This is a genomic window from Streptomyces cavernicola, from assembly GCF_029968035.1.
Taxonomy (GTDB): Bacteria; Actinomycetota; Actinomycetes; order Streptomycetales; family Streptomycetaceae; genus Streptomyces; species Streptomyces cavernicola.
Map to the genome: position 1 here is coordinate 45,125 of NZ_JASCIQ010000016.1, position 12,442 is coordinate 57,566.

Below are 12,442 nucleotides of genomic sequence, written 5' to 3' on the forward strand. Positions count from 1 at the left end.
ACGACTTCGCCCCCGAGCACACCCCCCGCATGGAGTGGGCCAAGCTCGCCCCCGATGTGTACAAGGCGATGTGGCAGCTGGAGAAGGCCGCGCGTCAGGGCCTCGACCCGGCCCTTTACCACCTGGTCAAGATCCGCGCCTCGCAGATCAACCACTGCGCGTTCTGCCTCGACATGCACACCAAGGACGCGCTCGCCGAGGGCGAGTCGGTGGAGCGGATCGTGCAGCTGAGCGCCTGGGAGGAGTCGAAGCACTTCTATACGCGCAAGGAGATCGCGGCGATCGAACTCACCGAGGCCGTCACGGTGTTGACGGAGGGCTTCGTGCCGGACGAGGTGTACGGGCGGGCCGCGAAGGAGTTCGAGGAGGCCGAACTCGCCCAGCTGATCGCGGCGATCACGACGATCAACGCCTGGAACCGGTTCAGCGTCGCCACCCGCAAGGTGCCGGGCCACTACCGGCCCGCGGCGGCCCGCTCATGAGGCCGTACCCCCGCACCACCGAACTCCCCACCGAATTCCGCGAGTCGATGCAGGCGCTGAGCGCCGCCGCCAAGCGCGGGCTCGGCGACGGCACGCTCGCCGAGCTCGTCATGATCCGGGCCTCGCAGATCAACCGCTGCGCGTTCTGCCTCGACATGCATCTGACGCTGGCGCGCAAGGCCGGCGAGTCGGCGGACCGCCTGGACCTCCTCGGTACGTGGGAGGAGACGACCGGCACGTACACGGACCGCGAACGCGCGGCGCTCGCCCTCACGGAGGCGGTCACGGAGCTCACGACGACGGGCTTCGTCCCGGACGAGGTGTACGCGACGGCCGCCGCGCACTTCGACGACCGCGAACTCGCCCACCTCATCGGGGTGATCACGGCGATCAACTCCTGGAACCGCCTGATGGTCGCCCGCCGCATCCAACCCGGAGGCCCCGCATGGACGTGACCACCTTCCGAGCCCTGCACCACGACCGCGCCCCCGACGACCCGCTGATCCTCCCCGGCCCCTGGGACGCGGCCAGCGCCCGCGCCTTCGCCGCGGCGGGCTTCCCGGCCCTGGCGACGCCGAGCGCGGGCATCGCGGAGTCCCTCGGCCACGAGGACGGGGCCACCCCGGCCGACGAGATGTTCGCCGCGGTCACCCGGATCACCCGCGCCGTCGCGGAGTTCGGCATCCCCGTCTCCGCGGACCTGGAGTCGGGATACGGCCTGCCGGCCCGGGAACTCGTCGAGCGCGCCCTGGAGGCGGGCGCGGTCGGCGTCAACCTGGAGGACTCGGACCCGTCGGGCGCCCTCAACGACCCGGAACGGCAAGCGGATTGGCTGGCCGCCGTGCGTTCGGCGGCCGGCGACGCCCTCTTCGTCAACGCCCGCGTGGATACGTACGTACAGGGCGTGCCGGACATCGAGGAGACCGCGCGCCGCGGCCGGCTGTACGTGGAGGCGGGCGCGGACTCGATCTACCCCATCCTGTGCCCACCGGACCACCTCCCGGACCTGCGCACAGCGATCCCGGCCCCACTGAACGCCTTCGCGCTTCTGGACGACGGCCCGAGCCCACGCGAACTCGGCCAACTCGGCGCTTCTCGGGTGACGTTCGGACCGGGGCTGCTGCGACGAGTGATGGGGGCGGCGGGAGAGATCGCGCGGGAAGTGCAGGAATGGTGACGATTACCTGCCGACCGCTGCCTGAGCGCTTGTTCGACGAAGGTATCGTGCCGGGCGGGGCTGCGGCTCGGCCGCGGGGCCTTTTCGACCGCTCGACACACGGGGAGACAGTCGGTCCATGGGGGATCATTTCAAGACAGACGTCGGTCAACTCGCAGAGTTCCTCAAAAACCTCGAAGGGTGCGTACGGGAACTGAACGAGGCACGTACCGCTCTGCAGCATGTGCGGGCCGACCAGATCGGCACACCGCGGCTCGACGAGGCCTGCGACAAGTTCCAGGACGAGTGGAAGTACGGCGCCGAGCAGACCAAGAAGATGATCGACGCCATCAGCGAGGGCGTGAAGGCCAACAAGAAGGGCTACGAAGAGGTCGAAGAGGCCTTGGAGAAGGCCCTCAAGCACATCGAGAAGTCGGGCACGTCCGGGGGTGCCCAGTAAATGGCGGCGAACCCGTACCCCAACATCGGCTGGAATCCCGTACCCGGCATACCCACCGAGGTCACCGGTCTCCAGAAGAAGGTGGCCACGGCGGCCACCGCGCTCGACACCTGCCACCAGCAGCTGCAGAAGCTGCTCGGCGAGTCCAGCTACTGGCAGGGCGACGCCGCCGAGCAGTTCCGCAAGACCCTCGACGGCGATCTCCCCAAGTACCTCAAGGAAGCCGCGACTTCCCTGCAGACCGCCGCCTCCCAGCTGCACAACTGGGACGGCCATCTCGCCTCCAACCGCGAGCTGGCGCAGAAGTACGACGCCGACATCGCCGAGAAGAGGTCCGCGGCGGAGAAGGCGAAGGGCTCGTACGAGCAGGCCGCGAAGCACCCCGACCTGACCCCGGCCAAGCAGTACCCGAGCCAGGCCGAGGCCGACGCCGCCACCGCCCGGATGCGTTCGGCCGAGCAGAGTCTCAACGAGGCGTCCGTCGCACTGACCAAGGCGAACGCCGAGTACGAGGACATCGACCGCAAGATCAAGACGCTGGAGACCCAGCACGCCGACCAGGCCGAGACCGTCGCGAAGGCGCTCGACGGTTCCACGAAGAAGGCGCCCGACGAGCCCGGCTTCTGGAGCAAGGTCGGGGACGTCCTCAAGTCGGTCGGCGAGTTCCTGCTCGAACACGCCGGCACCATCGGTGCCATAGCTGGTCTGCTCGCGCTCTTCCCGACGCCGCTCACCCCGCTGTTCGCCGGCATCGCCGTGGTGGCCAGCGCCGCGTCCATGGGCAAGAACCTCGCCGATCCGGAGTTCCGAAGTCAGCTGATGGGCGGCGGCAGCGGCATGGACACCTTCGCCGCCTGGGCGTCGCTCGCCGGTGACACCGTCGGCATGATCCCGGGCGGCAAGGCCCTCGGTATGGCCGCCAAGGAAGTCACCGAAGGTGTCGCGGACGCCACCCGCTGGGGTGTCGCGGTGTCCAACAGCGAGAAGGCGGGCGCCTTCTTCAAGGAGATCGTCCCGGCCTTCTCGAAGAACGCCACCGACGACGTCGCCGACGCCTGGCGCGCGGCCGGCGAGTCGGCCGGCGGCTCGGCCAAGCTGATGGGCGAGATCACCGCCAACGGCCTCAACGTCGGCGCGAACCTGATCTCCTCCGCGGAGAGCCTCGGCCTGGTCGACAAGGACGGCGCCGAGCACAACGCGGCCGAGGGCACGAAGGCCGCCGCCACCGCACACAGCATCGCCGGACTCCTGGGCTGGGCGTGATGCCGATGTCCCCGGCCCTGGAAAGGACCACCGCCCCGTGACGGAACTCTCGACGAGCGCCGGGCCCGCCCGCACGCCGTCCCTCTGGTACGGGCTGCCGCACGGCTACGCCCAGATCGACCTCGACCCGCCACTGGAAGGCGTCGTCGAACTCCTCCGGCAGCTCGTCACGCTGCCCGGGGAGGAACGCGACCGTGCGGAAGAGGTGCTGCGCTTCTACACCGCCACCGTGGGCGCCCTGAACGCCCAGCGCGTGCAGAGCTGCGCCGTCGGCCTGCACCCCGACGAGAACGGCGAGCTGGTCTCGTCCGTGCTCACCGTGACCACCGTGCCGTCGTCGGGCGGTAACGCGAAGCTGGTCATCGCGGGACTCGCCGGCACCGCCGGCGACAATCCCGACGTCGGCATGCGGCCCCTCGAACTGCCCTGCGGGCTCGGCTTCCTGGCCGAGCAGAAGCGCCGCACGCTCGCCCCGGGCCGCCCGCCCGAGGGCAGCGACGGCCCGCACATGGAGCCGGTCTGGCAGGGCACGGTGGCCGTCACCGGGCCGGGCGGGCACGACATCGTCCTGCTGCAGCTGGTCACGTCGGCGGTGCACCTGGCCGACGACTACCGCGACGTGCTGCTCGGCATCGCCCACTCGCTGTCGTACACCGACCCCTCGCGTACCGTGCCGGAGGCGGAGGAGGCGCCGGCGCCGGGCAGCGCGGCCCAGCAGGTGCAGAGCGACTTCGGATGAGCCGCCCCGCACGATCGGCACGATCCCGTACGAAAAGGAGTTACGTGGCATGACGGAACCTGCCCAGGCACCCGAGGTCGACCGGGTCCTGAAGCGCAACAAGGGCGTCATGACCCGGCACGTCATCACGCGGCTGCTGCTCGGCGCAGTGCTCGTCGCAGCGCCCTCGGTGCTGGGGTCCCTGGGCGCACCGAACCACGTGCTCACGGTGCTGCCGATCGTGCCCGGCATCTACGTCCTGCTGTTCCTGCTGCTGCGGGTCCGGCACGGGCGGCGCCTCGCGCTGTGCGAGCGGGTGCTGCGCAACTACCCGCTGGAGTACCGCACCCGCGTGGAGAAGCGGGGCTCCGAGTGGCGGCTGCTCGGCACCGTGTACACCGTGAAGCTGTCGACCCGGGGCCAGTCCGGCGCCCGGGAGATGCGCGCCGTCAACGCCTCCGTCGTCCGCCGCTGGCCGGCGGGCGCGGAGAACGGCGGCGCCTGGTTCGCGGGTGACCCTGCCTTCGGTGGAGTCATGGTGGTGCCCGGCACCGACGACATGCTGTTCCTGCAGCCCGCCGAGTGGGAGAAGTACGAGTCCGAGCGAGCCGCCGCCGACCCGGCACGCCGCGACCTCGCCGAACGGGCGGGCATCTCCGGCCTGGTGGAGAAGGAGCCGAGCACGCTCTCCGCGATCGGCGGCTGAGACGGCCGGGTCCGAATACGACGGTGCCGGGCGCCCTTCTCGGAGAAGGGCGCCCGGCACCGTCGTATTCAGGGCCTCAGGCCCGCCGCCTCACTTCTTGGGAAGCCAGGCCTGCCAGACGTCCTTGTTCTCCTTGACCCACTTCTTCGCCGCCTGCTCGCCGGACATCTTGTCCTTGGCGATCCACTTCGCGACCTCGTTCTGCTGCTCGGTGGTCCACTTGAAGTTCTTCAGGAACTCCGCCGCGTCGCCGCCGTTCTTCGCGAAATCCTCGTTGAGGTACTTCTGCAGCGGGGTGTTGGCGTAGCCGCACTCCGTCTTCGCGGCGGGCTCGTTGCAGCCCTCCTTGAACTCGGGGAGCTTCACCTCGACGAGTTCGACGTCGTTGTTCAGCCACTGCGGGTCCCACCAGTAGGTGATGAAGGGCTGCTTGTTCTTGTACTTCTGCTGGATCTCCTTGATCTGAGCGGCCTCGTTGCCGGTCTCCTTGACCTTGAAGTTCAGCTTGTGGTTCTTGATCAGGTACTCGTCGTACGTGGTGTACGAGGGAGCCGCGCCCAGGAACTCGCCCTTGTCGCCGGACTCGGAGGTCTTGAAGTCCTTGGCGAGCTTGTTGAGGCCCTCGTAGGTCTTCGCCTCGGGGTGCTTGTCGGCGTAGTACTTCGGGATGAACCAGCCGATGTGGCCGACGACGCCGAGGTCGCCGCCCTTGACGACGTGCTTGTCCTCGTTGGCCTTGCCGCCCTTGCCGTCGTCCAGGTACAGCTTCTGCTTCTCCGGCTGGCCGTCCCAGTCCTCCAGGATCGCGTCGGCCTTGCCGTTGTTCAGGGCGTCCCAGGCGATGGGCTCGTCCATCGTCTTCAGGTTGACCTTCTTGACGTCCAGCTCGTCCTCGAGGATCACCTTGGCGACCTCGGCGTTGGCCTGGGCGCCGACCCACGACGGGACCGTGATGGTGACCTCGTCGGAGCCGCCGGACTTGCCGGTCTCGGCGGCGCAGCCGCTGAGGGCGACGACACCGAGGACACCGGCGCCGGCGACGAGGGAGTTGGCTATACGGCGGTTACGGCTGTGCTTGCTGGGCTTCACTTGAACGTTCCTTACCTGGAAGGGAGTTGCGGAAGTAGAGGGGCCGGGGCGGCTCAGGAGACACCGCGCTTCGCCTCCGCGCCGGGCTGCGAGACCCGGTCGAGGAGGATGCCGAGGCAGACGATCGCGATGCCGGCCGTCATGCCGAGGCCCAGGTCGCCCTTGGCGAGACCCTTGACCACGTCCACGCCGAGCGCGCCGCCGCCGATCATTCCGGCGATGACGACCATCGAGAGGACCAGGACGACGCCCTGGTTGACGGCGAGCAGCAGCGACTTGCGGGCCAACGGGATCTGGACCTGGCGCAGTTGCTGCCCGGTGGTGGCGCCGAGCGAGCGGGCCGCCTCCAGGGCTGCGGGGTTGATGGAGCGGATGCCCTGGTCGGTGATGCGTACGACCGCGGGCAGCGCGTAGATCACGGCCGCGGCGACGCCGGCGAACCGGCCGCCCATGAACAGCGCCACCATCGGGATCAGATAGATGAACTGCGGCATCGTCTGCATGGTGTCGAGCACCGGGCGGATCGCGCGGTCCAGCCAGTCGACGCGGGCGGCGAGGATGCCGATCGCGAAGCCCAGGATCAGGGTGAGCACCAGGGCCGCGATGACCTGGGACAGGGTGTCCATGGAGCGGGTCCACAGGCCCATGCCGCCGATCACGCCGAGCGCGAGCACGGTGGTGACCGCCGCCCGCCAGCGGCCCGCGAGGTACGCGAGGACGCCGCCGAGCACGAGGATCGCCCACCACGGGGTGGCCTGCAGGGCGTCCCGCATCGGGTTGATCACATAGTTCGCGAAGCCGGACGCCCAGGTCAGGGTGCCGCCGATGACGGGGATGCCGGAGCCCAGCTCGTCCTCGATCCAGGCGGTCGCGGAGTTGACCGGGCCCGAGATGGAGACGACCCACTCGTCGGGCCACTCGACCCGGCCGATCGCGGAGCCGACCACGGCGGCGACGGCGGTGCCGACGACGACCACGCCGCCCTGGATCAGGGACCCGCCGGTGGACCGTACGGCCGCGGGGTCGTCGAGGCGGTCGCCCGCGGCGGCCGTGGTGCGGTCGAACCAGACGGCGATCAGGACGATCGCGATGCCGGCGCCGAGGGACTGGCCGATGTCGAGGATCGACAGGGCGCGGAAGATCTCCTCGCCGAGGCCGGGGGCGCCGATCATCGAGGCGAGCACGACCATCGACAGACACATCATGATCGTCTGGTTGAGGCCGAGGAACATCTGCCTGCGGGCCAGCGGGATACGGGCCGTCTTCAGCTGCTGCCACGGCGTCGCGCCGAGCGAGCGGGACGCTTCGAGGGCCACCGGGTCGGCGCCGCGCAGGCCGAGCGCCGTGAGGCGGGCCATCGGCGGCGCCGCGTAGATCACGGTGGCGGCGAAGGCCGCGGGGACGCCGACGTCGAAGATCAGCACGAACGGCAGCAGGTACGAGAACGCCGGCAGCACCTGCATGGTGTCGAAGACCGGGCGGAGCACGCGCTCGCCGCGGTCCGAGAGGCCGGCGACCAGGCCGAGGACCAGGCCGACCAGGGCCGAGGCGATCACGCAGATCACCATCAGGCCGAGGGTCTCCATCGCCGGTTCCCACATGCCGAGCAGGCCGATCACCAGGAAGGTGACGAGGGCGGTGCCCGCGGTGCGCAGGGCTCGGCGGTGCAGTCCGGCGCCGCCCGCGTACCAGGCGAGCAGCACCGCGAGGACGGTCACGCCGATGAAGCCGAGGCTCTCCAGGAGGGTGACCACGAGGTCCACGGAGGACTCGGCGGTGTTGCTGATGTGCAGCAGGAAGTAGAGGAAGATCCAGTGGCTCTCACGGTTCTCGACCAGCCACTGGTTCAGCTCGGTCAGCGGCGTGCGCAGGTCGAAGGTGAGGCCTTCGGGCCAGACGCCGCTGCCGGAGACGACCGCGCTCACCACGGCGAGCAGCAGCGCCGCGATCAGGAGCAGGGCCTTCGGGTTGGCGGCGAGCCGGGCCAGGGGCCCCGGAGCCTGCGGGACGCCCGGGGTCGTGCCCGGGGTGTCCGCCTTGTCCAGTGCGGGAGTCGTCGTGCTCATCGGCGGCCCCCTTCCGTATGCGGGGGTATCGGATGGTGCGTGCTCATACGGCCGCCACCTCCTTGCCCTCGGTGTCGGGGCGGCCGCCGTCGATGCCGGCGACCACGGCGAGCAGCCGCTCGTGGTCGACGACGCCGAGCGTGCGGCCGTCCTCGACGACACGGCAGGGCTCGCCGCTCTGCGCGACGGCCTCGATGGCGTCGACGACGAGGGTGTCGGGGGCGAGTTCGGCGCCCGAGTCGGACTCCGCGGCGTCGGCCGGGCGCATCGCGCGGCGCACCGAGATGACCTGCTCGCGGGCCACGTCCCGGACGAAGTCGCGGACGTACTGGTCGGCCGGGTTGGCGACGATCTCCTCGGGCGTGCCGAGCTGCACGATCGCGCCGTCCCGCATCAGCATGATGCGGTCGCCCAGGCGGAGGGCCTCGGCGAGGTCGTGGGTGATGAAGACCATGGTGCGGCCCTCTTCCCGGTGCAGGCGGATGACCTCCTCCTGCATGTCCCGGCGGATCAGCGGGTCGAGGGCGCTGAACGGCTCGTCGAAGAGCAGCACTTCGGGGTCGACGGCGAGGGCGCGGGCCAGGCCCACACGCTGCTGCTGACCGCCGGAGAGCTGGCCGGGGCGGCGCTCCTCCATGCCGGCGAGGCCGACCTTCTCGACGATCTCCTGGGCCTTGGCGCGCCGCTCGGCCTTGCCGACGCCCTGGATCTCCAGGCCGTACGCGACGTTGTCGAGGACGCTGCGGTGCGGCAGGAGGCCGAAGTTCTGGAAGACCATCGCGGTCTGGCGGCGGCGCAGCTCGCGCAGCCGGTTCTTGTCCATGGCGAGGACGTCCTCGCCGTCCATGGCGATGGACCCGGAGGTCGGCTCGATCAGCCGGGTCAGGGTGCGGACCAGGGTGGACTTGCCGGAGCCGGAGAGGCCCATGACGACGAAGACCTCGCCGCGCTGCACGTCGAAGCTGACGTCGCGGACGGCGGCGGTGCAGCCGGTCTTCTCGCGCAGCTCGGCGGTGGTCAGGTCCTTGTGGGCCGGGTCGCCCGGTACGCGGTCCGCCTTGGGGCCGAAGACCTTCCAGAGGTCGCGTACGGCGAAGGCGGGCGCGGCGGGGTCCGCCGAGGTCTGCTTCGTGCTGTTGCTGGTGGTCTCGGTCATCGGACATCACTCCCGGTCAGCAGGTCCGCGCACTTCTCCCCCACCATCAGCACCCCGATCATCGGGTTCACTGCGGGCATCGTCGGGAAGACGGACGCGTCGGCGATACGGATGCCGTCGAGGCCGCGGACGGTGAGATCCGGGGACACTACGGCGAGTTCATCGTTTGCGGCACCCATACGGCAGGTACCGGCCGGGTGGTAGACGGTGTGCGCGGCCTTGCGGACGAGTTCGCTGATCTCGGCGTCCTCGGTGACCTCGGGGCCGGGGAAGACCTCGCGCTTGAGCCACTTCTTGAACGGCTCGGCCTCGGCGACCTTGCGGGCCAGCTTGATGCCGTCGACGAGGGTCTGCCCGTCGTAGTCGCCCTCGTCCTCGAAGTACTTGAAGTCCAGGGCGGGCTTGACCTCGGGGTCCGCCGAGGTGAGGTAAAGGCGGCCGCGGGCCCGGGACTTGGGGATGTTCGGGGTCATGGAGACGCCGTGCTCGGGGCGTTCGTAGCCGAGGCGCTCCGGGTTGTCCGTGAACGGGATCTGGTAGAAGTGGAACATCAGGTCCGGGCCCTTGTGGTCCGGGTCCCGCTTCACGAACAGGCCCGCGTCGGAGTCCATCGCGGAGTTGTCGGGGATCGGCCCGTTCGTCTCCCAGACGATGACCGACTCGGGGTGGTCGATGAGGTTCTCGCCGACGCCCGGCAGGTCGAGCACGCACTCCATGCCGAGGGCTTCGAGGTCCTTCTTCGGGCCGATGCCGGAGTGCATGAGGAGGCGCGGGGTGTCCACGGCGCCGGCACAGACCAGGACCTCGCGGCGGGCGGAGAGCAGCTTCTCCTCGCCGTCCTTGGTGCGGACGTGCACGCCGCGCGCGGTGGTGCCGTCCAGCTCAAGGCGGTACGCCCAGGTCTCCAGGAACAGGTGGAGGTTCGGGCGGTCGCCGGCCTCCATGTGCGGGTGGAGGTAGGCCACCGAGGCGGAGGAGCGCTTGTTGTTCTCCGGGTGGTACGAGAGGTCGAAGAAGCCGACGCCCTCGTCGAAGGGCTGGTCGTTGAAGCCGACGACCTCGGGCACGTCGAGCGCGGTCTTGGCGGCCTCGACCCAGTCGGTGGCGATCTGGTTCTGGTCCTTCTTGGCCACGCGCACGATGTTGTTGCGGAGCTTGCCGAAGTACGGGTCCATCGCCTGGGCGTTCCAGCCCTTGGCGCCGGCCTCCTCCCACTCGTCCCAGTCGGACGGCAGCGGCTTGAAGGAGATCAGCGTGTTGTGCGAGGAGCAGCCGCCGAGGACCTTGGCGCGGCTGTGCAGGATGTGCGAGTTGCCGCGCGGCTGCTCGGTGGTCGTGTACTCGTAGTCGAGGTCGCCGCCGAGCAGGCCCAGCCACTTGCGCAGGGTCAGCACGTCCTCGCGGTCGATGTCGGACGGGCCTCCCTCGATCACGGCGACGGTGACGTCCGGGTTCTCGGTGAGGCGGGACGCGATCACCGATCCCGCGGTGCCGCCACCGACGATGACGTAGTCGAACTCGGTTCCGGGGGTTCCGGGAGTTCCAGGCGTTCCGGTCATGGGGGAGTTGCTCCTCATGGTGTGCGAGGTCGTGCTGAAGGTGCTGTCGCTTAAGGGGCGGGCGCCGCAAGGGAGTTCACGGCGCCCGCGGCGGTCTCAGCCCGCGAACCAGCGCACCGGCTCGGGCGCGAGGTTCTCGGCTGTGCCTTCCCGGGGGCTGTGACATGAGCGGCTGCCGCCGCGGGCCCCCGGACCCCCAGCCGAAGTCGGCTCGGAGGCGGGCCAAAGGGGGATCATCCGGCGAACCATCGCACCGCCTTCGGGTCCAGGTTCTCGTAGACGTGCTTGGACTCGCGGTACTCGGCGAGGCCGGCCGGGCCGAGCTCGCGGCCGACGCCGCTCTTGCCGAAGCCACCCCACTCCGCCTGCGGCAGGTAGGGGTGGAAGTCGTTGATCCAGATCGTGCCGTGGCGCATCCGGCGGGCCATCCGGCGGGCGCGGCCCGAGTCGCTGGTCCAGACGGCGCCGGCCAGGCCGTACTCGGTGTCGTTGGCGAGGGCCAGGGCCTCGTCCTCGGTGGTGAAGGTCTCCACGGTGAGGACCGGGCCGAAGACCTCCTCGCGGACCGCGCGCATCCCGCGGTGGCAGCCGTCGAGGACGGTCGGCTCGTAGAAGTAGCCCTCGGCGGGCCGCACGTCGCTGGGCTCGGGGCGCTTGCCGCCGGTCAGCAGCTTGGCGCCCTCCTCCAGGGCCGAGTCGACGTAGTACTCGGTCTTGTCGAGCTGCTGCTGCGAGACGAGGGGGCCGCACTCCACGCCGTCCTCGGTGCCGCGGCCGAGCTTGATCTTGCTTGCCCGTACGGCGAGTTCGGCGACGAAGCGGTCCCGCACCGACTCCTCGATGATGAGGCGGCCGCCGGCCGAGCAGACCTGGCCCGAGTGGATGAACGCGGCGTTGAGGGCCTGGTCGACGGCGGTGTCGAAGCCCTCCTCGGTCGCGCAGGCGTCGGCGAAGACCACGTTGGGGTTCTTGCCGCCGAGCTCCAGGGCGACCTTCTTGACGGAGACGGCCGCGGCCTGTGCCACCTTCGTACCGCTGATCAGGCCGCCGGTGAAGGAGACCAGGTCGACGTCGGGGTGGTCGGCGAAGCGGGCGCCGACGGAGTGGCCGGGGCCGGTGACGATGTTGGCGACGCCGGCCGGCAGGCCCGCCTCGACGAGCAGCTCGATCAGCGCGACCGTGGTCAGCGGGGTGATCTCGCTGGGCTTGATGACGAAGGTGTTGCCCGCGGCGAGGGCCGGGGCGATCTTCCAACTGGCCTGCAGGAGCGGGTAGTTCCAGGGCGTGATCATCGCGCAGACGCCGATCGGTTCGTGCACGACGACGCTGTGCACGGTGTCCGTGCCCGCGTCCACGACACGGCCCGCGCCCTCGCCGATGACGAGGTCCGCGAAGTAGCGGAAGGCGTCGGCGACGCAGTCGACGTCGACGCGGCCCTCCTCGACGGTCTTGCCCGCGTCCCGGCTCTCCAGGAGGCCTATCTTCTCCCGGTCCCGGACGAGGAGGTCCGCGACCCGGCGCAGCAGGGCGGCCCGCTCCGCGACCGGGGTGTCCGGCCACGGTCCGTGGTCGAAAGCCTTGCGGGCCGCGGCGATCGCGGCGTCCGCGTCGCTGCCGTCGCCCTCCGCCACCACGGCGAACGGCTTGGCATCCGCGGGGTCGAGGATCTCGCGCGTGGCCCCGGAGGCGGCGTTACGCCACTCTCCGTCCACGTGGATGGTCTGTTCTGCCGACACTTCGCGTCTTGCCTTCCGTTTACCGATTTGTTCACCCGGAGTCACCGAGGT

At 70.1% G+C, this 12,442-nt stretch carries 12 protein-coding genes; 7 read left to right on the forward strand and 5 right to left on the reverse strand.

Translation table 11 applies throughout. From position 1 onward, the window contains the following. Positions 1–29 precede the first annotated feature (29 nt). The 7 genes from QIS96_RS16685 to QIS96_RS16715 all read left to right on the forward strand — a co-directional run bounded on the left by QIS96_RS16685 (position 30) and on the right by QIS96_RS16715 (position 4,785). Positions 30–482 (forward strand): carboxymuconolactone decarboxylase family protein, encoded by a 453-nt coding sequence (locus QIS96_RS16685; protein WP_282543486.1) that lies wholly within the window; start codon positions 30–32, stop codon positions 480–482. Next, positions 479–937, forward strand: a complete 459-nt coding sequence (locus tag QIS96_RS16690) for a carboxymuconolactone decarboxylase family protein (protein WP_282543391.1) — start codon at positions 479–481, stop codon at positions 935–937. Before QIS96_RS16685 ends, QIS96_RS16690 begins: the two co-directional genes overlap by 4 nt. Next, positions 928–1,659: an isocitrate lyase/PEP mutase family protein gene (locus tag QIS96_RS16695; protein WP_282543392.1), complete on the forward strand. Its 732-nt coding sequence runs from the start codon at positions 928–930 to the stop codon at positions 1,657–1,659. Before QIS96_RS16690 ends, QIS96_RS16695 begins: the two co-directional genes overlap by 10 nt. Before the next feature lie 118 nt (positions 1,660–1,777). Then, positions 1,778–2,098 carry a hypothetical protein gene (locus QIS96_RS16700; RefSeq protein ID WP_282543393.1) on the forward strand — a complete coding sequence of 107 codons (321 nt, stop codon included), beginning with the start codon at positions 1,778–1,780 and terminating at the stop codon, positions 2,096–2,098. After that, positions 2,099–3,361, forward strand: coding sequence for a putative T7SS-secreted protein (locus QIS96_RS16705; RefSeq protein WP_282543394.1), 1,263 nt, complete (start codon positions 2,099–2,101; stop codon positions 3,359–3,361). 37 nt (positions 3,362–3,398) lie between these two features. Next, positions 3,399–4,100: a hypothetical protein gene (locus QIS96_RS16710; protein WP_282543395.1), complete on the forward strand. Its 702-nt coding sequence runs from the start codon at positions 3,399–3,401 to the stop codon at positions 4,098–4,100. Between the two features lie 49 nt (positions 4,101–4,149). Then, the gene (locus tag QIS96_RS16715; RefSeq protein WP_282543396.1) at positions 4,150–4,785 is read left to right on the forward strand and encodes a hypothetical protein; all 636 of its coding nucleotides are present in this window, start codon (positions 4,150–4,152) and stop codon (positions 4,783–4,785) included. A 90-nt stretch (positions 4,786–4,875) separates the two neighbouring features. Here QIS96_RS16715 and QIS96_RS16720 read toward each other — a convergent pair whose 3' ends face one another. The 5 genes from QIS96_RS16720 to QIS96_RS16740 all read right to left on the reverse strand — a co-directional run bounded on the left by QIS96_RS16720 (position 4,876) and on the right by QIS96_RS16740 (position 12,391). Further along, positions 4,876–5,874: a glycine betaine ABC transporter substrate-binding protein gene (locus tag QIS96_RS16720; protein ID WP_282543397.1), complete on the reverse strand. Its 999-nt coding sequence runs from the start codon at positions 5,872–5,874 to the stop codon at positions 4,876–4,878. Between the two features lie 53 nt (positions 5,875–5,927). Then, positions 5,928–7,940 (reverse strand): ABC transporter permease, encoded by a 2,013-nt coding sequence (locus QIS96_RS16725; protein WP_282543398.1) that lies wholly within the window; start codon positions 7,938–7,940, stop codon positions 5,928–5,930. A 43-nt stretch (positions 7,941–7,983) separates the two neighbouring features. Then, a complete protein-coding gene (locus QIS96_RS16730; protein ID WP_282543399.1) occupies positions 7,984–9,096 on the reverse strand; it encodes a quaternary amine ABC transporter ATP-binding protein in 1,113 nt (370 codons plus the stop codon). Beyond that, positions 9,093–10,655: a GMC family oxidoreductase gene (locus tag QIS96_RS16735; RefSeq protein WP_282543400.1), complete on the reverse strand. Its 1,563-nt coding sequence runs from the start codon at positions 10,653–10,655 to the stop codon at positions 9,093–9,095. Before QIS96_RS16735 ends, QIS96_RS16730 begins: the two co-directional genes overlap by 4 nt. Positions 10,656–10,888: 233 nt before the next feature. After that, entirely contained in the window at positions 10,889–12,391 is a 1,503-nt protein-coding gene (locus QIS96_RS16740; protein WP_282543401.1) for an aldehyde dehydrogenase family protein, read from the reverse strand. Between the last annotated feature and the right edge of the window lie 51 nt (positions 12,392–12,442).